The sequence below is a fragment of the Natrinema sp. H-ect1 genome, assembly GCF_041821105.1.
GTDB classification, from domain to species: domain Archaea; phylum Halobacteriota; class Halobacteria; order Halobacteriales; family Natrialbaceae; genus Natrinema; species Natrinema thermotolerans.
Genome location: NZ_JBGUBA010000010.1, coordinates 21,225 through 47,152, shown reverse-complemented (window position 1 = coordinate 47,152; position 25,928 = coordinate 21,225). Strand labels below are relative to the sequence as shown.

Annotated in this window: 28 protein-coding genes; 16 read left to right on the top strand and 12 right to left on the bottom strand. The window is 67.3% G+C overall.

The features are described 5' to 3' along the window. Positions 1-62 precede the first annotated feature (62 nt). A complete protein-coding gene (gene rqcH / locus ACERIM_RS16220; protein ID WP_373633457.1) occupies positions 63-2,222 on the bottom strand; it encodes a ribosome rescue protein RqcH in 2,160 nt (719 codons plus the stop codon). A 243-nt stretch (positions 2,223-2,465) separates the two neighbouring features. Between rqcH and ACERIM_RS16215 the strand changes: the two genes are divergently transcribed. Beyond that, positions 2,466-3,110 (top strand): hypothetical protein, encoded by a 645-nt coding sequence (locus ACERIM_RS16215; RefSeq protein ID WP_373633456.1) that lies wholly within the window; start codon positions 2,466-2,468, stop codon positions 3,108-3,110. Between the two features lie 60 nt (positions 3,111-3,170). Next, entirely contained in the window at positions 3,171-4,004 is an 834-nt protein-coding gene (locus ACERIM_RS16210; RefSeq protein WP_373633455.1) for a ZIP family metal transporter, read from the top strand. Positions 4,005-4,048: 44 nt separating this feature from the next. On the opposite strand, the gene ACERIM_RS16205 is transcribed toward ACERIM_RS16210, so the two are convergent. Continuing rightward, positions 4,049-4,228 (bottom strand): hypothetical protein, encoded by a 180-nt coding sequence (locus ACERIM_RS16205; protein WP_373633454.1) that lies wholly within the window; start codon positions 4,226-4,228, stop codon positions 4,049-4,051. A gap of 13 nt (positions 4,229-4,241) precedes the next feature. On the opposite strand from ACERIM_RS16205, the gene ACERIM_RS16200 reads away from it, so the two are divergent. After that, on the top strand, positions 4,242-4,424 hold the full coding sequence (locus ACERIM_RS16200; protein WP_373633453.1) for a hypothetical protein: 183 nt from the start codon (positions 4,242-4,244) through the stop codon (positions 4,422-4,424). A gap of 376 nt (positions 4,425-4,800) precedes the next feature. On the opposite strand, the gene ACERIM_RS16195 is transcribed toward ACERIM_RS16200, so the two are convergent. Then, on the bottom strand, positions 4,801-6,462 hold the full coding sequence (locus ACERIM_RS16195; protein WP_373633452.1) for a tRNA uridine(34) 5-carboxymethylaminomethyl modification radical SAM/GNAT enzyme Elp3: 1,662 nt from the start codon (positions 6,460-6,462) through the stop codon (positions 4,801-4,803). 160 nt (positions 6,463-6,622) lie between these two features. Between ACERIM_RS16195 and mbhE the strand changes: the two genes are divergently transcribed. The 7 genes from mbhE to mnhG are packed head-to-tail and all read left to right on the top strand — an operon-like array spanning position 6,623 to position 12,810. Continuing rightward, positions 6,623-9,079 (top strand): hydrogen gas-evolving membrane-bound hydrogenase subunit E, encoded by a 2,457-nt coding sequence (mbhE, locus tag ACERIM_RS16190; protein WP_373633451.1) that lies wholly within the window; start codon positions 6,623-6,625, stop codon positions 9,077-9,079. After that, on the top strand, positions 9,076-9,540 hold the full coding sequence (locus ACERIM_RS16185; protein WP_006650487.1) for an MnhB domain-containing protein: 465 nt from the start codon (positions 9,076-9,078) through the stop codon (positions 9,538-9,540). Before mbhE ends, ACERIM_RS16185 begins: the two co-directional genes overlap by 4 nt. Further along, entirely contained in the window at positions 9,537-9,890 is a 354-nt protein-coding gene (locus ACERIM_RS16180; protein WP_006650486.1) for a sodium:proton antiporter, read from the top strand. The genes ACERIM_RS16185 and ACERIM_RS16180 overlap by 4 nt, the downstream gene beginning before the upstream one ends. Before the next feature lie 11 nt (positions 9,891-9,901). Beyond that, a complete protein-coding gene (locus tag ACERIM_RS16175) occupies positions 9,902-11,551 on the top strand; it encodes a complex I subunit 5 family protein (protein ID WP_172704588.1) in 1,650 nt (549 codons plus the stop codon). After that, positions 11,551-12,156: a Na+/H+ antiporter subunit E gene (locus tag ACERIM_RS16170; RefSeq protein ID WP_006179454.1), complete on the top strand. Its 606-nt coding sequence runs from the start codon at positions 11,551-11,553 to the stop codon at positions 12,154-12,156. Before ACERIM_RS16175 ends, ACERIM_RS16170 begins: the two co-directional genes overlap by 1 nt. Beyond that, positions 12,149-12,439: a monovalent cation/H+ antiporter complex subunit F gene (locus ACERIM_RS16165; RefSeq protein ID WP_006179456.1), complete on the top strand. Its 291-nt coding sequence runs from the start codon at positions 12,149-12,151 to the stop codon at positions 12,437-12,439. The genes ACERIM_RS16170 and ACERIM_RS16165 overlap by 8 nt, the downstream gene beginning before the upstream one ends. Then, positions 12,436-12,810: a monovalent cation/H(+) antiporter subunit G gene (gene mnhG / locus ACERIM_RS16160; RefSeq protein ID WP_006650484.1), complete on the top strand. Its 375-nt coding sequence runs from the start codon at positions 12,436-12,438 to the stop codon at positions 12,808-12,810. The genes ACERIM_RS16165 and mnhG overlap by 4 nt, the downstream gene beginning before the upstream one ends. Before the next feature lie 85 nt (positions 12,811-12,895). Here the strand turns inward: mnhG and ACERIM_RS16155 are convergent, their stop codons facing one another. The 3 genes from ACERIM_RS16155 to ACERIM_RS16145 all read right to left on the bottom strand — a co-directional run bounded on the left by ACERIM_RS16155 (position 12,896) and on the right by ACERIM_RS16145 (position 16,162). After that, complete coding sequence (locus ACERIM_RS16155) at positions 12,896-13,372, bottom strand: SHOCT domain-containing protein (protein WP_373633450.1); 477 nt, start codon at positions 13,370-13,372, stop codon at positions 12,896-12,898. Positions 13,373-13,518: 146 nt separating this feature from the next. Further along, the gene (locus ACERIM_RS16150) at positions 13,519-15,738 is read right to left on the bottom strand and encodes a DHH family phosphoesterase (RefSeq protein ID WP_373633449.1); all 2,220 of its coding nucleotides are present in this window, start codon (positions 15,736-15,738) and stop codon (positions 13,519-13,521) included. A 160-nt stretch (positions 15,739-15,898) separates the two neighbouring features. Next, complete coding sequence (locus ACERIM_RS16145; protein WP_049966446.1) at positions 15,899-16,162, bottom strand: hypothetical protein; 264 nt, start codon at positions 16,160-16,162, stop codon at positions 15,899-15,901. 329 nt (positions 16,163-16,491) lie between these two features. On the opposite strand from ACERIM_RS16145, the gene ACERIM_RS16140 reads away from it, so the two are divergent. After that, on the top strand, positions 16,492-17,220 hold the full coding sequence (locus ACERIM_RS16140) for a metal-dependent hydrolase (RefSeq protein WP_373633448.1): 729 nt from the start codon (positions 16,492-16,494) through the stop codon (positions 17,218-17,220). 69 nt (positions 17,221-17,289) lie between these two features. On the opposite strand, the gene ACERIM_RS16135 is transcribed toward ACERIM_RS16140, so the two are convergent. Both ACERIM_RS16135 and ACERIM_RS16130 read right to left on the bottom strand, forming a co-directional pair. After that, on the bottom strand, positions 17,290-17,874 hold the full coding sequence (locus ACERIM_RS16135) for a metal-dependent hydrolase (protein WP_373633447.1): 585 nt from the start codon (positions 17,872-17,874) through the stop codon (positions 17,290-17,292). A gap of 11 nt (positions 17,875-17,885) precedes the next feature. Next, positions 17,886-18,080: a hypothetical protein gene (locus ACERIM_RS16130; protein WP_006650479.1), complete on the bottom strand. Its 195-nt coding sequence runs from the start codon at positions 18,078-18,080 to the stop codon at positions 17,886-17,888. A gap of 133 nt (positions 18,081-18,213) precedes the next feature. On the opposite strand from ACERIM_RS16130, the gene ACERIM_RS16125 reads away from it, so the two are divergent. The 4 genes from ACERIM_RS16125 to ACERIM_RS16110 all read left to right on the top strand — a co-directional run bounded on the left by ACERIM_RS16125 (position 18,214) and on the right by ACERIM_RS16110 (position 20,975). After that, positions 18,214-18,609: an OsmC family protein gene (locus ACERIM_RS16125; protein WP_006650478.1), complete on the top strand. Its 396-nt coding sequence runs from the start codon at positions 18,214-18,216 to the stop codon at positions 18,607-18,609. A gap of 137 nt (positions 18,610-18,746) precedes the next feature. After that, the gene (locus ACERIM_RS16120) at positions 18,747-19,793 is read left to right on the top strand and encodes a ComEC/Rec2 family competence protein (RefSeq protein ID WP_373633446.1); all 1,047 of its coding nucleotides are present in this window, start codon (positions 18,747-18,749) and stop codon (positions 19,791-19,793) included. Further along, on the top strand, positions 19,790-20,134 hold the full coding sequence (locus tag ACERIM_RS16115; protein WP_373633445.1) for a DUF3006 domain-containing protein: 345 nt from the start codon (positions 19,790-19,792) through the stop codon (positions 20,132-20,134). Before ACERIM_RS16120 ends, ACERIM_RS16115 begins: the two co-directional genes overlap by 4 nt. A gap of 340 nt (positions 20,135-20,474) precedes the next feature. Then, positions 20,475-20,975, top strand: coding sequence for a gamma carbonic anhydrase family protein (locus ACERIM_RS16110; RefSeq protein WP_049804830.1), 501 nt, complete (start codon positions 20,475-20,477; stop codon positions 20,973-20,975). A gap of 7 nt (positions 20,976-20,982) precedes the next feature. Here ACERIM_RS16110 and ACERIM_RS16105 read toward each other — a convergent pair whose 3' ends face one another. Together ACERIM_RS16105 and ACERIM_RS16100 are read right to left on the bottom strand one after the other, a co-directional pair. Continuing rightward, on the bottom strand, positions 20,983-22,035 hold the full coding sequence (locus ACERIM_RS16105; protein ID WP_373633444.1) for an amidohydrolase family protein: 1,053 nt from the start codon (positions 22,033-22,035) through the stop codon (positions 20,983-20,985). A 119-nt stretch (positions 22,036-22,154) separates the two neighbouring features. Continuing rightward, positions 22,155-23,387, bottom strand: a complete 1,233-nt coding sequence (locus ACERIM_RS16100; protein WP_373633443.1) for an HD domain-containing protein — start codon at positions 23,385-23,387, stop codon at positions 22,155-22,157. A gap of 130 nt (positions 23,388-23,517) precedes the next feature. Between ACERIM_RS16100 and ACERIM_RS16095 the strand changes: the two genes are divergently transcribed. Continuing rightward, entirely contained in the window at positions 23,518-23,775 is a 258-nt protein-coding gene (locus ACERIM_RS16095; RefSeq protein WP_006650469.1) for a hypothetical protein, read from the top strand. Between the two features lie 39 nt (positions 23,776-23,814). On the opposite strand, the gene ACERIM_RS16090 is transcribed toward ACERIM_RS16095, so the two are convergent. Further along, positions 23,815-24,207: an acyl-CoA thioesterase gene (locus ACERIM_RS16090; RefSeq protein WP_373633442.1), complete on the bottom strand. Its 393-nt coding sequence runs from the start codon at positions 24,205-24,207 to the stop codon at positions 23,815-23,817. Between the two features lie 552 nt (positions 24,208-24,759). Further along, positions 24,760-25,899, bottom strand: a complete 1,140-nt coding sequence (locus tag ACERIM_RS16085; protein ID WP_373633441.1) for a Gfo/Idh/MocA family protein — start codon at positions 25,897-25,899, stop codon at positions 24,760-24,762. Positions 25,900-25,928: the final 29 nt, after the last annotated feature.

The following is a 25,928-nucleotide window of genomic DNA, read 5'->3' as shown; positions in this document are numbered from 1 at the left end:
GGGTCCGGTCCGACACCTACTCGACACGGTGATCCGCGGCCATCGCGTGCGGATCGGCGCGACTACTCCTCTTTGATCCGGCTACCGCCCGGCGGCATGAAGTGCTGGATCCGGTCCGGGCTGGCGATCTTGCGGACGAACGACTCGTCCTCGAAGCGCTCGCGGAACCGACGGTAGAGTCGCTTTGCCGTGTCCGCCTGGGCGTACTGCCCGGGCTCGAGTTCGATCGTCGTCTCCGTCCGGTCTTCGATGGCCGACGGCGGGCCGCCGATCACTCGCGTGTAGGGCTCACACTGGATCCCGACCGCCGCGCCGACCGGGGTATCGCGGTAGTAGGTCCGATCGCCGCGGATCGCGAACCCGCCTTTCTCCAAGTACTCGCCGCTCTCGGGGGTCTTCGAGACCTGATCGGCGTCGACCGCGTAGACGTCGCCCGCGTAGCGGCCGTCCTTCCAGACCGAGGCGTACGAGACCGCGAACTGGGCCGCCTCCTCGATGCTCGACTCGGGGAGTTCAATGTCGCTCGAGGAGGCCTCGCTCGGGTCGGTCGCCTTCAGCACGGTGACGGGACCGCCGTGGGCCTGCGTGTGGAGGACCTTGTCGCCCGGCTCGAGGTACTTCTTGACGATCTCCTCGTTCTGGTCGGCGTTGCGGCCGCCGATCACGAGGTAGTCGTCGCTGGTGTGGAACCAGCGGAAGCGATCGAACCAGGGCTCGTTTTCGCGGATCGGAATCGAGGGGTCGGCGAGCCAGTCCCGTTTCGGCCCTTCGTCGTCCGCCTCGTCCTCGTCGTCGCTCGCGGCGTCCTGGGCTTCCCACTCGTCGCGGCGTCGCTTGGCGTCTTCTAAGTCCTCGCGGGTGTTTTCGATGGCCGCCAGCGCGCCCTCCTTTTTGTCCTCGACGCGTTTGGCCTCGGTGTAGAGCCGGTCGGCGTTCTGTTCAACGCCCCGATCGGCGACCAGTTCGATCCGCTCGCCGTCGAGGTCGACGGTCACGGTCCCCTCGCTGCCGTCGACGTCGATGACCGCCTCGGCGGCCGCGATACCGCGGTCGGCCCCCTCCTCGAACCGTTCCCTGATCTCGTCCCAGGCGCGGTCCTGCTCGCGGGCCTGCTGGACCGTCGAGAGGATCTCGTCGACGAGTCCGTACTCGGCATAGAGCAACTCCGCCCGCTCGCGAAGCTGCTCGGCCTCCTGCTCGAACCCCTCGATCGCCCCCTGCTGTTGCTCGATGATCCGCTCGTGTTTGGCGATCTCGGACTCGAAGTCCGGCCGCTGATCGGTCGGATCGGGCTCTTCCTCTTCGGCGAGTTCGAGCCGGAAGAAGTAGTCGTCCAGGGCCGACAGGAACGAGTCGTAGCCCTCGGCGGGCAGGTCCGCGTGTTCCTCGAGCGGGAACGGCGTGACGTCGACGACGGGACCGTCGCCTGCGTCGGTTCCCTCGCTTTCGTCGTCCCCGTCGGCCTCGTCGTCGCCCGCGAAGTAGAGCCGCGGATCGAAGTTACCGTTGCGAATGTCGAGCGCGAGCCGCTCGATGGCCTCGTAGATCCGGTCGTAGACGTCCTCGTCGGCGTCGTCGATGTCCAGCCCCTTCTCGACGCCGGCGCGGGTACAGACCTCCTCGGCGTAGAGGCCGCCGAAGTTGAGTTGGGTCGCCAGCGTCCGGACCACGTCGGTGTCGGAGTCGTCCATCTCGTGGTCGAACGCCTCGCGGGAGACCGTCAGTGGGTTCGTCCGGGTATCCGGGAACTCATAGCGCGAGCCCGGGACGACCGTTCGGGACTTGAGTCGGACGGTCTCGAGGCAGTCGATCACCTCGTACTCGCCGTCGGTGACCGCGACGTTGCCCTGCCCGAACAGTTCGACGATGATCCGGGTCGTGCCGTCGTCGCGCTCGAAGACGAACTCGAGGATGCGGTCGAACTCGTACTGTTCGACGCCCGCGAAGTCCGCTCCCGACAGTCGGTTCCGGAGCATCATCGCGAACTGGGGCGGCCGGCCGGGGGCGTCGGGCACCCGCTCGGGGGCGACCGTGTGGGCCCGCTTGACCTCACCGACCTCGAGGATCAGTTCCAGTCGGCCCCGGTCGAAGTCCCGCATCTTGAGGCGGACGAGATCGTCGCCGTAGAGGTAGGCCTTGTCGACTTTCGCTCCCTCGTAGGTGCCGAATTCCCCGACGAGGGCCGCGAGGTCGACGCTTGTCAGCTCCCGCTTCGAATCCATACTACACACTGCCCGGCCCGGTCAAAAAGGGATGTCGCTCCGGAGACGGTCGATCGCGTCGGCGAGCGTCCGCGAGGACGGGCGACCGTCCCACCCGTCGGTCGCTGTCGGAACATCTAATCCCCGCGGGCACTCAGTACGGGGCATGTACGAGGCCGTGGGTGGCGTCACCCGTGAGTCGAACGCGCGACTGCGAGGGGGCACTGACCGAACGCGGACGGTCACGAACGGGGGGGCGACCCGATGAGCGCGGGCGAGGAACCGCCCTGGACCGACGTCTCCCGGTTCCCGGACTTTCTCGATCATCTCGAGCAACAGGGCGGCGCGACGGTCCGCGGGATCGTCGACCGGATCGATGCCGACGTCGACATGGACGGCGTCGTCTATCACGATCGGGGCATTCGCTCGCCGGGCTACGACGCGACGTTCGTCCCCGAGCCCGAAGGTGAGCGACTTCGGCCCGCGTTCAGCGTCGAACTCCACACCGTCGGCCCCCGAAGCGTCTGGGCGGTCTTCGACGCGACGCTCTCGTGGGACTTCTATCTCCTTCAGGCCGAGGGGATCGCGGCGATCGCCTGGGTGAGCGACGAGGAGTACAACGCCGAGGAGTCCGGGATGTTCCTCTCGAAACACGACGCCCTCGCCGCCGGCCGGTTCTCCTTTGGCACGTTCATCTATGCCGACGAGGACTGGCAGGAACAGCTGGAACTCATCGAGGGAACCGATACGCCCGCCTTCCTCCAGCGCGACGACGGCAGCACGCTCGTGCCGACCAGTCAGGACGATTTCTACAGCGTCGTCAACTCGACGCCCCAGGAGTTCCGGACCAACGGCGGCGGTGCGCCGCCACATCTGGGACTGCTCGAACTCGAGGTTTCGATCGACTGAGGACGGGCGCCGCGGTATCCGACCGCAACCGTTTTCGAGCCGGCCTCGGAGAGAACCCGTATGTCGTCGCTCGAGGAAGTCGTCGTCATCGCGACCATCGCCGGCTGTACCACCGGGCTCGGGGCGTTACCACTCCTGCTCACCGACCGAATCAGCCACCGCGTCTACGACGGGTCGCTCGGCCTCGCGGCCGGCATCATGGTCGGAGCCGCGGTCTTCGCCCTCGTGTTGCCCGGCCTCGAGATGGGGTCGCCGCTCGAGGTCACCGCCGGTCTCCTCGCCGGCGGCGGCTTCCTGCTGGTCGTCAACGCCGTTCTCCCGCACTTGCATCTCCTCTTTCGCGGGGAACGGGTCGAAGGGACGGGACCGAAATTCGACCCCGCCGGCGAGCTACCGTCGGCCGAGGCTGACGGCGACCTCGAACCGCTCGGCGACGACGCCGACGACCTGCGTCGCGCCGCACTGGTCGGCGGCGCCGTCACCATCCACAACGTCCCCGAGGGGCTGGCGGTGGGGATCGCCTTCGCGAGCGGCGAGACGGCGCTCGGCCTCGCCATTGCGACGGCGATCGCGGTCCAGAACGTCCCCGACGGGTTCGCGATGGCGGTGCCGGCCGTCCGGGCCGGCGTCTCCGCCCCCCGAACGCTCCTCTATACCACGCTCTCGGGCGGCGTCCCCGAACCGATCGCCGCCGCAATCGGCTTCTCGCTCGTCGCGGTCGTCTCCGGGCTCTTCCCCCTCTCCGCCGGCTTCGCCGCGGGGGCGATGATCGCCGTCGTCTTCCGGGAACTGGTCCCCTCGAGCCACGGCCACGGCTACGCCGACACCGCGACGGCGACGTTCGTCCTCGGCTTCGCGGTCATGCTGCTCGTCGACACCGTCCTCGCGGTCTGACCGGGTGTCTCGTCCACCGGCCTACGGGTCAAAGGAAACATACGTCACCGGAGCCACATGAACGTATGGTTTCCCGCGAAAATAGCGTCCTCGCCGTCGCGTTCGCCCTCTGTCTGGCCGCCTTCCTGCTCGGTGCGGCCCTCGGCCTCGAGGGACCGATCTACGCGTTCGTGGTGGTGATCGCGATCCCCGATCGTCGGGCCGCAACTGTACCTGGCGGCCACCGGCGACGAGGCGGTGCCGGCGCCGACTCGGATCCGGATGGCCCTGCTGCTGGGCGGCGGTCTCTGTCTGCTGTTCGGGACCGCCGGTACCGACGCGGAGCGGCGGCTGTTCTGGGGGATCGGGACCGGACTCCTCCTGACGGCTCTCCTCTACGAGGTTCGGACGGGATACCTGCGCGAAATCGCGAGCCGCTGACGGAGCCGCCGTACTGATCACGGCAGCGTGGCGTCGCCTTGAACGAGCTGCGAGAACGGAAACCGAGCGTGCCGGTGTCGCCCTAGGGGGAGTCGAGCGACGGGATGGGTGCCGGCGCGCTCGCGGGACAGTGCGGTGTGCCGCTGTCGGAGTGGGATGGGGGGTGGAGGGGATGACAACGGTGCCGACGATTGTCGGCACGCGAGTATACACCATATAGGGTAATAAATTTTTCGCGTTCAGAAGACGAATCATTTCCGCAGAAAAATGCGAAGCGCGACGCGATTTCGTGTCTCGATTCGTCGCAGTCGGGAGTCGGAGCGGCCGGCAGCGGTCCCGATCGGCCCTCGAGCGGGTCCGGCCACACACGAACGGCCTAGAGACGTTTGCTCACGTACGGGCCGTCCTGATGGTAGCCGAGTTTGTTCCGGTAGTACTCCCGCGCGCCGATGCCGGAGATGACGCTCAGTTTGTCGTAGCCGGCGTCGGCCGCGAGGTCCTCGGCGCGATTCATTAGCCGGCGGCCGTAGCCCTGATGCTGATGTTGATCCGTCTCGCTCTCGTCGCCCATGGCGACCTCGGAGCCGTAGACGTGCAGTTCCCGGATCAACGCGGCGTTCTCGAGTTCCGGGCGGACAGGGTCGTTGGGGAACCGGAGCCTACAGAAGCCGACCAGCAGGTCCTTCTGGAAGTCCTCGAAGGAGATGAAATGCTCGGTGCCGCCGCAGGCCTCGTAGGTCAACACGTCGAGGTCGACGTTCTCGGCGTCCTCGTCGTTCATCCCGGCTTCGCGACAACGGATACAGTCGCAAGACCAGCCGTGTTCGTCCATGCGCTTGCGGGCGAGCTGGCGGAGATTGGACTTCCAGACCCCGGCATCGATGAAGTCCGCGGGGATGTCCCGCTGGACGCGCTGGAGTCGCGTGTACCGGGGAATCATGTCCTTGATCTCGGCGATCAGTTCCGCGGCCTCGTCGTTGCCCAGCGGTTCGAACTCGCCGTTGTGCCACCAGTCGTAGGTCGCCGTTCCCCGGACGATCAGCGTCGGATAGATCTTCAGGTAGTCCGGCTTCCACTGCTCCTCCTCGAAGAGCCGCCGGAAGTCCTCGAGACACATTTCCTTGCTCATTCCGGGCTGGCCGGGCATCATGTGGAAGCCGACCTTGAACGCCGAGTCCCGGAGCCGGCGGTTGGCGTCGATCGACGCCTGCGCGCCGTGGCCCCGGTGCATCTCCCGGTTGATCCGCTCGAAGGTCGTCTGGACGCCGACCTCGACTTTCGTCCCGCCCAGCTCGAGCATTCGGTCGATCTGTTCCGGATCGCACCAGTCGGGCTTGGTCTCGAAGGTCGTCCCGATGTTGCGAACGTCGGCCGTCTCGTTCTCGGCGATGACGTCCTCGAGGTACTGCCACTCGTACTCCTCGGGGTCCTCGGCGAAGCTGACGCCCTGAGCCGGCTCCGGCTCCTTGTCGACGTCGTAGTCGTTCATCGCCTCGAGGGCGCGCTTGACGAACCACTCCTGGTAGTCGTGGCTGCGAGCGGTCATCGTCCCGCCCATCAGGATGAGTTCGACCTTGTCGACGGGATGGCCGATCTGGCGCAGCTGCTCGAGTCGGAGCGTGACCTGCCCGTAGGGGTCGTAGTCGTTCTGGACGCCGCGGGCGGCGGCGGGCTCCTCGCCCGTATAGCTCTGGGAACTCGAGAACTCCGAGTCGGGGCCGCCGGGACAGTAGAGACACTTTCCGTGGGGACAGCGCTCGGGCGAGGTCATGATCGCGACCGGCGAGACGCCGGAGGCCGTTCGGACCGGTTTGCGCTGTAACACCGCTTCCAGGTCCTCGCGGTGTTCTTCGGGCGCGTAGTCCAGTAGCTCGGAGTTCTTCGGCACTTTGGGTGCCGAGTGTTCCGAGCAGGCCTCGAGCTTCGCTTTCTCGACCTCGTCGCGCTCGATCTCGCCGGCGAGGATCCGCTCGACGAGCGTCTCACAGACCCGCTCGAACGCTTCGGTTTCGGTCGGTTCGGGCGTCTCGGTACTCACTACGTACGAATGGTCGCCGTTCGCGAATAAGCGTGTCGGACTCTTCGATCCGGCCGCTACTACCGCGACGTCCAGTCCGTGTGTAACGGTTCCGTCTATCAGTCGGGCTTCCGAAAGGTAATCGCTTAAGGGACGTCTCACCCTATCCTCGGCGTACCGAATGTCTCCCGACCTGGCGGTCGTCGTCGCCGCGGTCGCGTTGCCGTTCGTCGCGGCAGCACTGACGCCGCTCGTCTTCCGTCTCTTCGGCGAAACGACCGGGTTCGTCGGAACCGTCGTCTCGCTGGCGTCGTTTGGCCTGCTCGCCACACAGTACGGCACCGAAGGCAGCGTCTCCCTCGAGTGGATCTCGTCGCTGAATATCGCACTCCAGTTCTACGTGGACGGCTGGGCACTGCTGTTCGCGATGCTTGCCACCGGTATCGGCGCGCTCGTGTTCACGTACTCCCCCGCATACATGCACGGTCAGGCCGGTCTCCCGAGGTATTACGCCGCCCTGCTCGCGTTTATGGGCTCGATCGTCGGCGTCGCGCTGGCCGCCGATCTGGTCGCAATTTTCCTCTTCTGGGAACTCACGAGCCTCTGTTCGTTCGTCCTGATCGGCTACTACACCGCCGACGACTCCTCGCAGTACGCCGCCCGGATGGCCATGTTCATTACCGTCGGTGGCGGCCTGTTCCTGCTCGTCGGCCTCCTCTTGCTCTCGATCGTCGCCGGCGACGTCCTCGGCCCGGGGGCCGCGTTCGACCTCGCCACGATGCTCGAAAACCCCGAGACCATGAGCAATGCCTTGCGAGAGCGGGGCCTGTTCCTCCCAGTTCTCGGCCTGCTGGCGATCGGTGCGGGCACCAAGTCCGCACAGGTGCCGGTCCACTTCTGGCTGCCCAACGCGATGGCGGCCCCGACGCCCGTCTCGGCGTTTCTCCACTCGGCGACGATGGTCAAGGTCGGCGTCTACTTCATCGGTCGCGTCCGACCCATGCTCGTCGGCGAGGAGTGGCTCTTCCTCTTTGCGACGCTCGGGCTGACGACGATGACCGTCTGTGCGATCATGGCCGTCGCCGCAACCGACATCAAGGAACTGCTTGCCTACTCGACTGCGAGTCACCTCGGACTGATGGTCGCCGGCTTCGGCTTTACCTCCGTCTACGGCGCTGAGACCGGTGTGTTCCACCTCCTCAACCACGCACTGTTCAAGGCCGCGCTCTTTCTCGTCGCCGGTATCATCGCCCACGAAGCGGGGACCCGCGAGATCCGGGAGTTGGGTGGCCTCCGTCACGATCTCCCCGTCACGGCGGCGATCACCGGCGTCGTCGCGCTCAGCATGGCCGGTATTCCGCCCTTCAACGGCTTTTACTCCAAGGAGCTGCTCTTCGAGGCCGCTGTCGAGGCGAGCCATTACCACGAAATCGGACTCCTGGGATGGCTCTACCCCGCCGTCGCCGTCTTCGGCAGTATCTTCACCGTCCTCTACTCGCTGAAGTTCCTCTCGCTGTTTTTCGGCGAGCGCCCCGACGCGCTCGGCCACGTCCACCGGCCGAACGTGAGCCTGCTCGTCCCGCCGGCCGTCCTCGCGTTGCTGGCCGCGATCGTCAGCGTCGACCCGCAGCGAGCGGTCGATCTCGTCGTTCAGTCGGGACTCGAGGCGACGGCGGTCGACCCCCACGCGATGCACGTCGGCCTTCCGACCTCGTACTCGACGCCGGTCGGCATGAGCGCGGTCACGATCGGGGCCGGCGTCCTCGCGTATCCGGCCTACGGACGGATCCACGACGGCATCCGTGCGGGGCTGGCAGCGGTCCCGCCGATCCGCGCGAACTGGTGGTACGACCGCATCGTCGAGGGACTCACCGACGAGGGACGGCTGTTCGCCGAGTGGGTCCACAACGGCCATCTCCGGACGTACGCGACGTGGACGCTGGCGGCGACCTGTGCGCTCGCGCTCACCGGGTTCGTGGCCGCCGGTGCCATCGTCCCGGCGACGATCGGACTCGAGGTCACGATCCCCATCGCCCTCGTATTGCTCGTGGCGGTGGTCGGTGCGGTCGCGGTCGCACGCGCCGACAGCCACATCGCCGGGATCCTCACCCTCTCGATCCTCGGCTTTATGATCGCGATCTTCTACATCCTCGCGAGCGCGCCCGATCTCGCGTTGACCCAACTGGTCGTCGAGACGCTCGTGCTGGTGATTTTCCTGCTGGTCGTCGAGGAGATCCCCGAACGCTACGAGATCGAGGTCGGGCGGGTCGCCCGCGATGCCGTCCTCTCGGTCGCCGTCGGCGTGACCGTGTTCGTGACGATCCTCGTCACGACCGACGCTCGGCCCGACGGGCCGACCGAGATCGCCCGCGCCTACGCCGAGCGGGCGGTTCCGGGCGGCGGCGGGACTAACATCGTCAACGTGACCCTCGTCGACTTCCGCGGCTTCGATACGCTCGGCGAACTCGCCGTGATCGCGCTCGCTTCGATCTCGATCCTGACGCTGATCGTCATGCGCGGTCGCGGCGACGCGAGTCCCGCCGGCGACGACGGATCGCCCGCCGACTCGAGCGGCGACGGACCGACCGCCGCCGACGCCAGCACCGACGGCGGCCCCAGCGGAGGTGAGGACGCGTGACGACGGTCATCATGCGGACGACCGCGCGGGCGATCGTCCCGATCGTCCTTGTCGTCGCGATCTCGCTGTTCTTCGAGGGCCATAACCTGCCCGGCGGCGGGTTCATCGGCGGCGTCCTCACGGTGACGGCCTTCGGGATCGTCTACATGGCGTTCGGACTCGACTTCCTGGAGCGGGGCGTCCTCGGCCGCGAGGTCGATCCCGGCAAGGAACCCTCCCGGGACCGCGTCGTGTTGGCGTATCGCCGCCTGTTCGCCTACGGGTTCGCGATCGCGGTCCTCAGCGGACTCGTCCCGCTGGTCTTCGATCGGCCCTTCCTGACCCAGACGTTCGTCATGCTCGAGGGGGTGCCGATCTACGACCACCTCGAGGTCGCGAGCGCGATGGCTTTCGACTTCGGGGTCTACTGCGTGGTCGTCGGCGGACTGCTCACGATCCTCTCGGTGGTGGGAGCCGAATGACGGCGATCGTTCTGGCGGCCGCGGTCGGTGCGCTGTTTGCCCTCGGGACCTTCCTGCTCCTGCGGCGGGACCTGATCCGGGTCGTCTGGGGGCTGGCGATCATCAGTCAGGCCGCGAACGTCTACCTGCTGGCGATGGGCGGGATCGCGCCAGCGACAGCCGACTCGGTGCCAGTACTCGCCGGTCATGGGGACCACGTCCCGGAGACGGCCGATCCGCTGGTCCAGGCGCTGGTGTTGACCGCGATCGTCATCGGCTTCGGCATGACGGCCTTCGCGCTCGTGCTGTCGTATCGGGTCTACGAGGAACACGACACGTTGGACGTAACGGAACTGGGTGATCGGAAATGACGATGACGACGATGACCGCGACGCCGGTCGGAACCGAGTCACAGCTCGTGATCGCGCCGATGCTGATCGTACTGGTCGCGGCCGCCGCGACGCTGTTTCTCGGCCGCCACCCCCGGGCTCGAGCGGCCGTGAGCCTCGCAGCCGGCGCGGGCTACGGGCTCGCGGTGGCGGCGATCGACTGGTATATCGTCCTCGCGCCGTCGGCACCGGGGATCGCGACCTACCAGGTCGGCGACTGGCCGGCCCCCTTCGGGATCACGCTGGTCGCGGACGGCCTCTCGGCGTTCATGCTGACGATGGTCGCCGTCCTCGGCATCGGATCGCTAGTCTACTCGACCAGACACCTCCCCGGCGGGGAGGGCCGTAGTTACTACTTCCCGCTCTTTCATTTCCTCGCGCTGGGCGTGACGGGAGCGTTCCTCACCGGCGACCTCTTCAACCTCTTCGTCTGGTTCGAGGTCATGCTGATGGCCAGCTACGTCTTCGTTGCCTACAGCGGCGGCCCCCAACACACCCGCGCCGCGTTCTGGTACGTCGCGCTCAATCTGCTTGCAAGCGCCGTCTTCCTGCTCGGCGTCGGCGGGATCTACGCGACGACCGGCACGCTCAACATGGCGGATCTCGCCCAACGGCTCGCCGAGCCGGCAGCCTACGGCCTCGAGCCCGTTCCCGTCGTCGGCCTGCTCGGCATGCTCCTGTCGGTGTTCGCGATCAAGGCCGGGCTGGTCCCCTTCCAGTTCTGGATCCCGACGGCCTACCGGGCCGCACCGCCCCAGATCACCGCCCTGCTCGCCGGCGCGACCAAGAAGGTCGGCATCTACGCGATCATCCGGCTTTCCTTTACCGTCTTCGCCGGTGCCGAGGTCGCCGTCGACCTCCCGCTACCGGTCGTCGACGCCACGATCGCCGGCGACTCGCCGCTGCCGTTCGTCGGTGCGGCGCTGCTCGTCATGGGCGCCGGCAGCATCCTCGTGGGCGGCATCGGGGCCGTCGGCCGCGACACCATGGAGGGCGTGTTCGCCTACTCGAGCATCGGCCAGGTCGGATTCATCGCCGTTCCGGTCGCGATCGCGGCGTCGACGGTCGACCCGACGCTTCGCGAGTTCGCGATCATCGCCGCGTTGGTGTTTGCCTTGAATCACACGCTGGCGAAGGGACTGCTCTTCCTCGCAGTCGGAACGGTTCGCTCGGCGACGGGGACGAGCCGCTTCGCCGATCTGGGCGGGCTGGCGGGCCGGTCGCCACCGCTTGCCATCGCGGTCTTTATCGCCTCGCTCGCGCTCGTCGGCATTCCGCCGCTGTCGGGCTTTTTCGGTAAGTTCCTCGTCTTCGACGCCGCGGCGCGGGCGGGGGCCGGCCCCGTTCTCGTCCTCCTGCTCGTCGGCTCACTGTTGACGATCGCGTACGCGACTCGCATGTGGAACCGGAGCTTCTGGGGCGCTCGAACCGACGCCGTCGACGCGGCGACGATCGATCCCGTCGAAGTGGGCGTCCTCGTGGTCCTTGCGGCGACGATCGTCGTGGTCGGGGTCGGCTTCGATCCCGTCTACGAGTTCGCGGAAACGGCCGCGGAGGCCGCCCTCGACACCGATACCTACGTCGACGCGGTCGACCCGCAGAAAGCGAGCGACCTCGGCGGCTCGAGCGGGGGTGATCACTAATGCGGGTTCGCACCTGGCCGGTCGTCGGCGTCGTCTTCGCCGTCCTGTGGGTGTTCGTCGTCGGCCAGCCGCTGACGCCGATCTCGCTGCTTCGGGGCTTCCTCTCGGGACTGATCGTCGGATTGCCGATCGCGTACGTGTTCCGCCGCCTCTACGGTCGGCGACTCGATCTCGGCCGCGGGGTTCGTGCGCTCCCCTACGCCGGGCTCTATCTGGGGGCGTTCACGCGGGAACTCCTGTGGGCGAACGTCGACGTCGCCTACCGCGTCCTCTCGCCGGGCATGCCGATCGAACCCGAGGTGATCCTGGTACCGCTGCGTGTCGAGTCCGACGTCGCGGTCACGGTCATCGCCAACAGTATCACGATCACGCCCGGCACGGTGACCCTGGACTACGACGACGAGACCAACGCCCTGTACGTCCACGGCGTCAACGGCCGGAACCCCGAGGCCATCGCCGAACCGATCCGTACCTGGGAGGACTACGCGCTCGAGATATTCGCCGAGGACGCCTCGCCCGACGACGAGCCGCGGCCGATCGTCGTCTCCGGCGGGGAAAGAGACAGTACGGCGGACCGCCAACGGGGAGGTGTCGGCGATGACTGAAAGCGATCCCGCCGTCCTCGAGACGGCGATCCGGGCCGCGCTCGTGGTCGTCAGTGGCCTCTGTGTCGCCTGTGGCTACCGGGTGATCCGTGGGCCGACGAACCCGGATCGAGTGGTCGCGCTCGATGCCATCGCGACCAACGTCATCGCGATTGCCGTCCTCTTCGCGCTGCTGACCGGTCGGGGCCTCTTCATCACGGTGAGCCTCGTGCTGGCGATCATCGGCTTCATCGCGACCGTCGCCGTCGCCAAGTTCGTCACCGACGGGGAGGTGATCGAATGATCCACACCGCCGTCGTCGTCGGCCTGATCGCCATCGGGGTCTTCTTCCTGACCGTCGGGACGATCGGGCTGCTTCGCCTGCCCAACGTCTACAACCGGATGCACGCCACGAGCAAGCCCACGACGCTCGGCACCGCCGCGATCTTCCTGGCCGGCTTCGTCGAGTTCGGCCCCGGATCGGAGGGGCTGACCGCCCTCATCGGGATCGGCTTCCTGTTCCTGACGGTGCCGACGGGCACCCACATGATCGCCCGGGCCGCCGAACAGATCGGCGTGCCGTTCCTCGGAAGCGTCACCTGGCCCGATCCCGACGCCGTCGAACGCCCCGACCGCGTCGAGCGAACGGACGAAGCCGAACCGACCGACGACTGAGCCGGACCGTTAGAACGGGTCCCCAGTACGATCGCAGGACGTCGCGGACGGACCGAAAGCGACTGTCAGCCGTCCGTCTCCCCCGTCACCGGTCGTACTCGAGGTCCCGTTCAGGAACCCCGTCGCCGGTCCGATCGCGCTCTCGTGTCCACTCCCGGGCGTCCTCGAGCGACTCCGTATCCAGCAGGCGCTCGAGTTTGCGCTCGAACTGCTCGTCGCTCAACTCACCCGCGGCGTAGCGCTCGCGCAGCGTCTCGAGGGCGTCACGCGAGTCCGTCGCGGTGTCGGTCGTCGCCTCGGTTCGTTCGGTCTCCGCCGACGAACGGAACTCGTCGGCCCACTCCTCGATGTCATCCTCGTCGCCGAACAGGATCGCGACGACCGGGACGACGGCGATATAACCGACGAGCAACGCCGCGAGCCACCAGTCCTGACCGGTGAACATCGCTCCCATCCAGATCGCCGTCACGAGCAACGAGACGATCCCGGTGGCGTTCTCACGGAGTCGGGTCCACGGATCGTCATCGCCCGGTTTGTGGCTGCTCCCCTCGAGTCCGCTCATACGGATACATTCGATGTGGAGCGGAAATACGTTGGTGGTCCGAGGGGATCGCCGATCGGCGAGCCGAACGGACTCCCGATCGATCGTTCACGGAACGGCGTCGCTGTCGCTCGTGGTGAAAGCGGACGACGGAGGAAGAACGGGGCTTACGCGAGCGTCTCGCCGAGCGCCTCGAGCGCGGCCTCACGAACCGCATCGCGTTCGCCGGGCAGGAACTCGACGTGGCCGTCCTGACCGCCGACGACGGTGACGCCGCCGTTGGGAACTGCCTCGGCGATGGCATCGCCGAGTTCGCGAACGTCGACCGATTCGGTCGCGCGGACGTGGAGTTCGTCGTCGCCGACGCCGAGCGTGACGACCGGCGGGTCGGCACGGTCGCGTTCGCTGCGGTGGAGCGCGTCCAGCAGCAGGATCGTGGTCGGGAAGTTGTACCGATGCGTGAAGGCGTCGGTGTCGAGGACGGAGATGGTGACCCCGTCGATGCCCCGCACGGAGAGGTTCTCGCGGGCCGTCTCGAGTTCGGTCTCGAGTTTGTCGCGGAACTGTTCGGAGACGTGGGCGGCGAGGTCGCCGTCGCGGGGGCGCTCGGTGTCCCCGTCGCCGAACAGCAGGTCGATGATGAGTTCGCGCTTGTCCTTGTAGGACTGGTAGTAGGCCTGCAAGGCGACGGCCTCGCGGCGCTCGGAGATGCCGGTCTCGTCGTAGCCGGCCTCGCGGGCGAGTTCGAGGTAGGCCTCGGGGGCGTCCTCCCAGTAGCTGACCGCGGGGAGGTGTTGGAGATCGGCCCGGACGTCGTCGTTGACGTGGGCGGCGACGTTGGCCGCCAGTGCCGTCGAGGTCACGTCCGAGACGTCGACGCCGGCGAGCGAGGGCGCGACGGCGAGGTCGACGGCGTCGGTGACCTCTTGGTCGGCTCGGCTGTCGTCGATCACGAGCGAGTCGGCGTCGTACAGCGAGAGCAGGTCGTAGCCGTCGACGGATTCGACGGTCGAGCCGGCGTCGACCAGTACGACTAAGGGCAGCTGCTCGCCGTGGCGGTCGCGGGCCTCGAGCATCGAGGTGACATCGCCCGTGGCGGCGTCCATGTCGTAGACGCGGCCGTCGAGCGGGCGGCGCTCGAAGTAGTGATACTGGGCGTCGTCGCGGGTGTGTTTCTCCCGGATCAGCGGGAGGACGGCGCGTTCGATCGCTGCACCGGCGACGTAGCCGTCGGCGGTCGCACCGTGGCGGACGACGATCGGCCGCGCCTCCATGACGGCACGTCGGATCGCGGTCGCCGCGTCGGCAACGCCGTCCTCGACGGCCGCGACGGCCTCGTGGTCGGCAAGCGGCGCGACGTCGGCCGGACGGGCCTCGCGTTCGATCGCCGTCTCGAGGCGGTCGACGACGCGCTCGCGGTCGTCGTCTTCGAGAACGTCGAGGGATTCGGTCTCGACCTGCAGATCGCCGTGGTGGTGTTCGACCTCGCCCTCGAGGGCGACGACGTCGTCGATCTCGACGTTGGGGTACGCGCGAACGCCGGCCTCCTCGAAGGCCGCACACTCGACGCTGCCGGTTTCGTCCGTCAGTTCGAACACCGTCGGACCGCTCGTCTGTCGAACGCCGGTGATTTCGCCCTCGAGGCGGACGACGCTACCGACCTGGTTCTCGATGGCCTCGACGGTCGTCCGCTTGAGCGCGGGTTCGTCCTCGGCCTCGGGTTCGGCGTCGGCCGCGTCGTCGGTGGCCGGGGTCGAGGCGGCGGCGGACTCGGTCGCGACCGAGCCGCTGCTCGTGACAGCGCCGGCGGCCTCGGCGGCCGCGGGCTGCTCGTCGACCGTTTCGGCTTCGGTTTCGGTCTCCTCGGCGGCGGCTTGCAACTCGCCGGCCTTCGCGGCGCGGTCGTCGGTCGTCGTCGTTTCTGTCTCTTCGGCGGCGTCGGAGTCGTCGGTCGACGACTCGGTCGCGCCGTCGTCGCCGTTCTCGGCGTCGGCATCGTCCTCGAGGTCGTCGGGCTGGAACTCGTCGTCCTCGGTTTCGATCAGCTTGCCGCGGAACTCGCGTTCGCGCTGGCGGATCGACCAGCCGAGGTCGACGTTGCCGTTGTCCCGAACGTCGAGGACCTGAACGAAGACGTCGTCGCCCGGTTCCCAGTCGAGACTCTCGAGTCGCTGGTCGAGTTCGCTTCTATGCAACAGTCCGGTGACGTGATCTCCGATGTCGACGAAGACACCGAAGTCGGCGTAGCCGTCGACGGTACCCCGGTAGTACCGACCGGGGGTGAGCTGTGAGGCGGCGGTGCCGCGGAATTCGAATACGGCGTCCTCCTCGTGGCTCTCGCAGATCTCGCCATCAACGGGTGTGCCGCAGATGATACAGTTACCCATCTACTCGGACCAAGCAGTTTCGCCCTAAAACGGTTGTCGGAATGCGTTCGCCAGCCGAACCCGGTCCGCGGGCCGGCGTCATACGGTCTGCTGTCCGTCATTGCCAGTGGGACCGCGACCACCCTGTGGTCCCACCGGGAAATCGGGACAGCAAAGCGTCTCAGTCGAAGACCGGCGACTCCTCCTCGAGGGCCTCGACGTCGTCGACCAGCTTACGGACGTCCTCCGGGAACAGCGAGATCTGGATCTCGTTGTCGTCCTCGTCCTCGAAGACGAGCTTGACGCGCTTGTCGCCGAACTCCCGCGCTTCGGCCGACTCGACGTCGAACAGCTTGGCCGTCGCCGCCTTGTTGTTCGGTCCGACGTTCTTGATCGCACCGTCGTTCAACTCTACCATGAACTCCTCGAGCGTAAGCGCGAGCATAGTCGCCGTACGGACCGGAGCTAAAAAACGCCACGGCATCGCCGGTCGACCGGCAGTTGCCGAAAGCCAGTGATCCCCGCAACGACCCGTCAGGGCCGGCCACGGGGATCACCGCCGCATGCGTGGTGTGTCAGTTCGCCTGCGGCTTGCTGGCGTAGCAAGAGCGGAGGCATAAATTATGGTGATCGTCCACTTCGGGGACGGCGGGCCGACGGTCCCCGATGGTGGGTCAGGCACCCGTTGACCGCGACATCGCCGACGCCGTCAGCTCGAGGAGTCGTCCGCCTCGCCCACTTTTAAGTTACATTCGCCCGAATCGGGCGGATGCTATGGAACTTACCTGGCACGGCCACTCGACGTGGCACGTCACCGTGGGGGAGACGGAGCTGCTGATCGATCCGTTCTTCGACAATCCGAAGACGGATTTGGAGCCGGCAGACGTCGATCAGCCTGACTACGTGCTGTTGACACACGGCCATGCCGACCACATCGCTCACGCGGGCGAGTTCTCGGACGCGACGCTGGTCGCGACGCCGGAACTCGTCTCCTACTGCGAGGACGAGTTCGGCTTCGAGGACGCCGTCGGCGGGATGGGGATGAACCTCGGCGGCACCGTCGAGTGTGGCGACGCCTACGTCACCATGACCCGTGCTGACCACACCAACGGGATCATGACCGAGAACGATATGAGCGCCGGCATGCCCGCCGGCTTCGTCATCTCGGACACGAAGCCCACGCAGGTCGAAGACGGGGAGTCGACGACGATCTACAACGCCGGTGACACCAGCCTGATGAGCGAGATGAAAGACGTCATCGGCCCCTATCTCGAGCCCGACGCGGCGATCGTCCCGATCGGCGACCACTTCACGATGGGACCGATGCAGGCCGCCGTCGCCGTCGACTGGCTCGACGTCGACCACGCCTTCCCGCAGCACTACGACACCTTCCCGCCGATCGAACAGGACCCCGACGACTTCGCCAGCGAAGTCACGGGCACCGGTAGCGACGCCGAGGTCCACACGATCGAGGCCGACGAGCCGTTCGAACTCGAGGGCTGAGCGGAGGGCCGCGACGAGCGAGTCGGTCGATGCGACCCGCGATCGCCTTTTCTTGGCCCGACCGAGCAATCAGTCGTCAGTACCGGTAGCGGACGGCTCGGTGCTTCCGATTCGGTAGTGCGTCTCGAGCGGATACCGATCGTCCCGGACGAGCAACAAGTGGAGGGCAACGGCGACGCCGAACAGGCCGAAGTTCCACACTGGCGAGTCGTAGTAGATGACGTCGACGATCACCGGGTCGGAATAGACCGGCCAGAACGGCGAGAGCGGAGGCGCGATGTCCGGCGCGGAGAGGACATCGGCAAACAGATGGCTGATACCGCCGGTAAGCAGCCCCGCTGTCGCGAACACGAAGACCGCCTCGCTCCCGATGTCGGTGCTTCGGATCCAGCGGGTAGCGTTGAACCAGTCGGTGAGATAGCGGGCCGCGACCGCGCCGACGAGGACGCTACTCAGCGCCACGAACAGCACGGTATGGGTCACGCCGTGATGGCTGATCGGAAGAACGCCCTGCAAGACGAGATCGGTGTCCGGGAGCATGGCCGTCACCAGCGTGAAGCCGGCGAACGAAAGCGCCGCTCGGCGACCCCAGACGAGCCACGCTGGGGCAGCGAACAACAGCGCCATCGCGAGGTGACCGGTGACATCGACCATCGAATCACCCGCTAGCGGAGCCGCCGTATTGCTCGAAGGGCCAGCGACGCGCCCGTTCCGATGCCCGGGAGCCGTGCGGAGAGCGCGGCGGCGCCGAGAAGCAGGAGTCCGCTCTTCGGCCGCCCCCGTCGAAACTCCAGCGCGCTGTCGATCAGCGTCGAGAGGACGCTGAGCCTGTTGATCGACCGTCTGTCGAGAGATACCATCGTTCGTCCGCGGACGTTGGCCCGCGACCGGCAAGTCGATCCACGCTGCAGGTGCAGGCCAGACGCCGCGATCCCGACTCACGGAGCCAACGACCAAACGTTTACACCATCGCTCGTAGACGACTCGAGTGCTATGGCGAAGCAGGTCACCACCGTTTCCGACGAGGGGTACAGCGCGACCAACGAGATCCGCGACTTCGAGACGACCATCGACGCCAACGGCGAGGACGCCCCGGGAACGCTCGAGACGCTGCTTGCGGCCTACGGCTCCTGTTACGTACCGGCGTTGCGGGTCGGCGGCCAGCAGCGCGGGGCCGACGATCTCGGCCGGATCGAGATCGACATCGACGGCGAACTCAACGACGACGACAAACTCGAGTCGATCAGCTTCGATATCCGCGTCGCGGCCGACGTCGACGACGACACCGGCGAGGAGATCCTCGAGCGGGCCTTCGAACTCTGCAAGGTCCACGACGCGCTCAAAGACGGGCTGCACGCGGAGACGAGCTTCGAGGGCGACGCGTTCTGAGGACAGTCCGGCTCCACGGCCGCCACTCCCGTTTTGCCCCCGTAGGCGCTTGCCCGTTCCGGTCAGCCGTCCAAGCAGTTCCGTGATCGGAGGGGTCCGAACGCACATTGTCCCCGTGGCCGTCCGTCACGATACGAATGGGTCGAACCAGCACGGTCGTCGTGGTCGCGGGACTGCTCGTTCTCGCCGGGTGTAGCGGCGGGTTCGGCGGCGTGGACGGCGACGGGACCGCCACGGCCGGTACCGGCGGCGACCTCGAGATCCACCACATCGACGTTGGGCAGGCCGATTCGACGCTCGTGATCACGCCGTCGAACGAGACGATCCTGATCGACACCGGTGACTACCGCGACGACGGTGCGACGGTCGTCGACTACCTCCAGGCCCACGACATCGACCGGATCGACCACCTGGTCTCGACCCACGGCCACGCCGACCACATCGGCGGCCACCCCGCCGTCATCGAGTACCTCGAGACGAACGGCGAGGGCGTCGGCGCGGTCTACGACTCCGGGGTTCCGCACACGACCGCGACCTACGACGCGTATCTCGACGCGATCGAGGCCTACAACGTGACGCTGTACGAGGTCGCGGCGGGCGATACCCTCCCGCTCGAGAGCGACGGCCTCGAGGCGACCGTCCTGAACCCGCCCGAAGACGGGACCGGTGACGACACCGACGCCAACAGCGTCGTCCTCGCACTCGAGTACGGTGATTTTTCCTACCTGACAACCGGTGACATCGCCGAGCGGGCCGAACGCCGACTGGTCGAAACACGCGGCGACGACCTCGCCGCCGATGCCTACCAGGCGGGCCACCACGGCTCCTCGACCGCTTCGACCGATCCGTTCCTCGACGCGGTCGCCCCCGAGGTGGCCGTCGTCTCGAGTCCGCTCGACTCGCGGTACGGCCACCCCCACGACGAGGTGCTGGCGGCCTTTGCCGACCGTGGCGTCGAGACCTACTGGACCGGCGTCCACGGGACCGTCGTTCTCGCGACCGACGGCAGTGAGATCGACGTTGCGACCGAACGCGAGGGGCCGACCGATCCCGAAGCGCTGCTCGAGCGGAAAGCCGATGCGCAGTCGTCGCTCGCGACAGAACCGAACGGAGGCGAGCGCCCGCGCGCCGACGAGGTCCGGCCCTCGTTTGATAGCACTCCCGCCCGTACGCTCCCCCGATGAGCGAAACCTACACCGGGGTCCTCGACCGCATCGTCGACGGGGAGCAAGCGGTGTTGTTGCTCGAGGACGATGGTGACGACGACGGGGCGGCCGAGAACGTGCCTGGCGAGGAACCCAGGGACAGAACGGAGGCCGGACGGCCGACAGTCGTCGACGAACTCGTCGTCGGCGTCGACACCCTGCCGGCCGAGGGCCGCCACGAGGGGGCCGTCTTCGACGTTCGAGTCGAGACGGACGGAACGCTGCTCGAGGCGACCTACCGAGCGGACGCGGAAGGGGCGCGTCGGGAGTCCGCCCGGGAGCGGTTCGACCGACTCTCCGAGCGGTTGCCCGACGAGTAGCGCCAGCGGACGGGTGAGTGGAGGGGACGAAACGGAAAGGGGAAGTACCGAACCGCGGGTGGGTTCGGGGGGATGACAGGCGACACGCGGCCGTCGGTGCGACGATGGCGTGTCGCCATCCCCACGTTGGGAAGTCTCGGCATTAGCCCTACTGCCAAAACGTATTGGGCCTCGCGACGAACGAATCCAGCGAGTCGGCAGCATCGTCCCCCTTACGGCGCTGCGCGCTCGGAGCCGGTCGGTCGAGCCGATTTCCCTCACGTCGAGACCGCTCGAGTCGACGGCGTGCATGCGAGTCGGGATGGGCAGGTTGAAGACCGTCCTCGAGACAGGAACGGCCATGTTACGATCGTTTGACGGGACCGAACCACAGGTCGCCGACTCCGCGTACGTCGACGACGCAGCGGTCGTCATCGGCGACGTCGTCATCGAGGAAGAGGCGAGCGTCTGGCCGAACGTTACGATCCGCGGGGATCATGGCCGGATCGTCGTCGGCGAGGGGGCGAACGTCCAGGACAACGCCGTCCTCCACGAGGACGCCGAACTCGCGCCGTACTCGACGGTCGGCCACAGCGCCATCGTCCACGCCGCGACCGTCGCCGAGCGCGCGCTGGTCGGCATGAACGCGGTCGTCTTGGACGGTGCCCACGTCGGCGAGGGATCGGTCGTCGCCGCCGGCAGCGTCGTCACCGAGGGCACCGAGATCCCCGAGTCCACGCTGGTCGCCGGCACCCCCGCGGAGCCGAAGACCGAGATCGAGGACGCCCACCTGCAGGCGACGGCCGACCGGTACGTCGAACTCGCGTCGGAACACGCCGAGACGTCGGAACGGCTGGACTGACCGTCCCTCAGCGGTCGCCTTCGCCGGCCGCGGTCGCGCCCGTTCCGTAGAGAACCTCTCGCACGTCGTCGACGCCGGCCCGCCGGACCACGGCTCGAACCGGATCGCGAGCGCCCGCGAGGTTATCGGAGTCGCCATCCAGCACCAGCAGGCGGGCCTCCCGCCCGGGCTCGACCAAACCGTACTCCAGATCGGCGATCTCGGCCCCGTTGACCGTCGCCATCCGGAGGATCTCGGGGGCAGACAGCTCCGACAGCTTCGCGAGGAACTCCATCTCGCGGAACATCGACGGCGAGTTCAGCATCACGTTGTCCGTCCCCAGCGCGAGTGTCGTCCGTTCGTTGAGTTCCGCGTAGGGCGACAGCCCCACGTCGGTGACGAGGTTCGACCGCGGGCAGACGACGACCGGAATCTCACTGTCTGCGAGCCGGTCGAGGTGGACCGGTTCGGGATGGACCATATGGACCAGAAAGTCGGGATCGAGATCCAGGGCCGGATTGATGTCGCTCGAATCGACCTCGCCGGCGTGGATGCCGAAGGGCTTGCCCGCCTTGCGGGTCGCCGTCCGTTCCCGATCGAAGCTGTCGTCGTTGGCCCCGCTGGCCCCGAAGCCATCGCCCGCATGCATCGCATCGATCGACCCCCGCGCGAACGACAGCGCGTCGATCGAAAGGCCTTCGATCGCCCGCTCGAGCGTCCGAACCCCCTCGACGCCGCCCTCGCGAAACTCCAGACAGGCCGCCGTGCCGCCCCGCTGCATGAACCCCAGCGAGCGTCGCATCGCGGCGGCGAGTTCGTCCTGCGAGGCCGCCCGCAGGAGTCGGTGTTTCAGCCCGTCCGGCGGCGCGACCAGTTCCTCGAGCGAGAGGCCGCCACCGGCCTCCTTGGCGATCGAGTCGCCGATGTGGGTGTGAGCGTTGACAAAGGCCGGCAGAATGATATCGTCGCTCTCGACTGCCGTCTCCTCGACGGCCTCGATGCGGCCGTCATCGCCGATCACGACCCGCCCCTCGACGGGCTCGAACTCGCGGCCGCGGAGGATCGTTCCCGTTCGTTCCATACGGGGCAGTTCGGGAGCCGCCCTTTCAACCGTTCCGACCCGAGATCGGTCGGGGGCTGCGTTCGCCGTCGCTCGAGTCGTCTCGAACTCCGTCGAGTCCAGTGAGCGAAGATGCGCCGCTACTCGACGAACTGGTCCAGCGTCGCGTCCACGCCGTTCCGGACCTCGCTGACTAAGGCTCCGTCGATGTCGAGGCCGAGGACGTCGACGGCGGCCCGGCCGACCTGGTCGCGCAAGTCGGCCGGCGAGTACACCCCGAGCCGCCACTGGGAGTACTGGGACGCCCGCAGGGCCGCGACCAGCGGCGACTGCTCGTCCAATCGCCTGATCTCGCCGTTGACCATCACCCGCGAGGTGGACTCGGTCATCGAGGGGCGACTCGGCACGTCGAGGATGACCCGCTCCGGGTCGACGCCGGCCCGATCGCTGATCTCGCGTTCGAACTCTCGGATCGTCCCGTGATCGGCCTCGATGATTCCGCCGGGCACGTCGTCCATCTCCGCCCACACCGCCCGCTTGAACAAATCGCGCTGATCGAGACGGCGGGAGAACTCGCTCGTCGCCGGACACGAGCGCAACGCGACGAGCAGATCCGGATCGTCCATCCGCTGGAGTGTCGTTGCATCGACATCTGTTTCGGGCGACTCGAGCAACCGTTCGGCCGCCCGGCGGAGCATCGCCTTGCCGATGCGGGCGACGCTGTGGCTGTAGACCGTCGGGTTCATGAGCGCCCGGGCGACCAACAGGCTCTCGGCGGTCTGGACGTTGCCTTCCGCGAGGACGAGTTCGCCGTCGACGAAGGTCAGCTCCCGGACCAGCCGGCCGTGGTCGATCGTCCCGTAGGGCACCCCCGTGTGGTGGGCGTCCCGTACCAGATAGTCCATCCGGTCGACGTCGAGTTCCCCGGAAACGAGTTGTCCGAACCGCCCCTCGCCGGCGACCAGATCCGCGACCCGATCGGGCGCTAAGCCGTGTGATCGCAACACCGCCCCGACCCGCCCGTTGGCCAGTAGGTCGTGGACATCGTCGTGATACCGGCCCGTCCGACGGTGGGTCAGCGACTCGAGGTTGTGGCTAAATGGCCCGTGACCGACGTCGTGGAGCATGGCGGCGGCGTGAACCCGCTGGGCCTCCCGGCCCTCGACGCCGAGTTGCTCGAGGGCCTCGCAGGCGAGGTGATAGACGCCGAGGCTGTGTTCGAAGCGGGTGTGGTTGGCCGAGGGGTAGACGAGCGAGACGGTGCCCAGTTGGCTGATGCGTCGCAGCCGTTGGAGTGCCGGCGTGTCAAGCAGGTCGCGGGCGACGCCGTCGATCCGGATGTGGTCGTGAACGCTGTCCTTGATCGTCTTCATTGGCGCGAGAGTTCGGCCTGAACGTACAAAAACGATCGTCCGGCCCCCGACAGCCGTCCGGACGCCGCAAGCGGGGTTGCGAATACCGGTGTAACGACTACCCGCGTGGCCGTCGGCGTCTCGACGGACGATGACCGACCTGACGATTCCCCCGGACGCCGACACGGATCGCATCAAAGCCCTCGTGCAGGACCACTTCGAGATCGGTGACACCGTCGAGGTCCGGAGCGAGGAACGGACCGAGGACCACGGGACCGACGTCGTCGGCGACGTGACGGGGTTCGAACCGGGCTATCTCGAGATCGACGGCCAGTCGCTCGACGCGGGCAGTGTCCGCTACGACGAGATCCACACGGTCGGGACGATCGAGAGCGATAGTCACCGCTGAGACGGGCCACAAACCAATCGAGCCCCGCAGTGGCCGGTATCAGGTCGTTCCCTCGAGGTCGGCCTCGAGCCCCCGGCGCAGCAGGTCCGGAATCGGAATCGAGCCCTCCCCGTCGACCGTGACGGCCACCGTGGTGACCGTCGCGACGACCCCCTCCGCGTCCCGGAGTTCGTACTCGAGGGTGACACTCGTCTCGCCGACATCGGTCACGTCGATTCCGACGGTAACCGGGTCCAGCGACGCGAGCGCCCGCTCGTACTCGACCTCGAGGCGGACGACCAGATGATCGAGTTCGTCGGGGCCGTAGCCGTGGCTCGCGAGGTAGCGGTCCCGCGCGAGGTCGGTGTAAGCGACGAACTTCGAGTTGTTGACGTGGCCGCTGCGCCCGAGGTCATCGGTCCTGACGTCGACCGTCGTCTCGTAGGCCGCCATCGATCAGTGAGAAGCGGTGCCACGGCGAATAGGTTGCGAACTCGGTCGGCCGCTCGAGTTACGCAGTTCGTCGGCGTACGATTCGAACTGCCGTTTTCGAAGCCCGCGAGCGACGTCTCGTGCCGAACCGACCACACGGTGTGCGGTGACGCGCGCTGTGTCGCGGTGAGTGAGTAACGAACCGCGACACGACTCTGTGTGAGGGATAAGCGACCGACTGAAAGGTGAGAGCGAATCGGCTAGGGAGGACGTGGTCATTCCCCGTTGCCACGATAGCAGGGAAGTCCGTATCGACTGCGATGTTGGGAAGAAGAGAGTCGTTCTGCTATCGTGGCTGCACGGAGTCTCCACACCCTCCCCAACCGATTCGTTCACGCCTGGCGGCGTTCACTCATCCCTCGCACGGTGTCGTCGACTGCTCTCGTTCTCACTCGAGCAGTCGACAGCGTGCGCCACCGCACGTCGGCTGTGGCGGTCCGACCCAAAACACAACTTGCCTATCTCGAGGCCGACCGCCTACCGAACCGCTCGAGGAAATGACCACGGCCGAACTCACTCGAGTGCGACCCATTCCCCCCGCTGGTCGCTGCGTTCGATCGCGTCGAGGACCCGCTGGGCCGCCAGCCCGTCCGCGAAACTCGGCGCGAACGACTCGCCGTCCGCGACCGCGCTCAGGAACTCGTAGTTCTCGTGGACGAACGTGTGTTCCCAGCCCAGCACGTGGCCCGGCGGCCACCAGTGGTCGACGTAGGGGTCGTCCGCGTCGGTCACGAGGATCGTCTCGTAGCCCCGGTCGCCCGCCCGGAGGACCTCGAGTTCGTTCAGCCGCTCGAGCGAGAACCGTAGGCTCCCCCTCGAGCCGTGGATCTCGATGGTGTGGTCGTTCTTGTGCCCCGTCGCGAAGCGCGACCCCTCGAGGGTGCCCATCGCGCCGTTCGCGAACGCGAGTTGGGCGGTGTAGGCGTCGTCGACGGTGACGGGGCGGGTCTCCAGATCCCCGCCCTCGCCGGCGTCCTCGACCGGTCGTTCCTCCACGAACGTCTCCAAGTGGCCGCTGACCCGCTCGATCGGCCCCGCGAGATCGTCCGTCCCGACCAGGAATCGCAGCAGATCGACCGTGTGCGCGCCGAGATCGCCCAGCGCGCCCGACCCAGCCATTTCTTCGTCGTTGCGCCACGACCACGGCGCGTCGGGGTCGACCAGCCAGTCCTGTAAGTACCGCCCGCGAACGTGATGGATCTCGCCGAGGTCGCCCGCCTCGAGCAACGTCTTGGCGTACTGGATCGCGGGGACGAACCGGTAGTTGAAGGCACAGCCGGCGGGCACGTCGTCGCCGGCTTCGCGGGCCGCCGCGGCCATCGCCTCGGCGTCGTCCAGCGTCGGTGCGAGCGGTTTCTCGCAGAAGACCGGCGTCCCGGCCTCGAGGGCGGCGATCGACGGCTCGGCGTGAACGTGGTTCGGGCCGAGGTTGTAGAAGACGTCGACGTCGGCGACGACGTCGCGCCAGTCGGTCGCGATCGAGGCGAAGCCGAGCCGTTCGGCGGCGTCTTCCAGCGCCGCCTCGTCGCGGCCGACCAGCACGCTGCGTTCGATCGCCGGTGCATCGGGGAAGAACATCGGGAGCCGCGCCATCGCGTTCGCGTGTGCTTTCCCCATGAACCGATAGCCGAGGACGCCGACCTCGAGGGTCATGGACGGCCGTTCATCGGCCCGATAGTTAG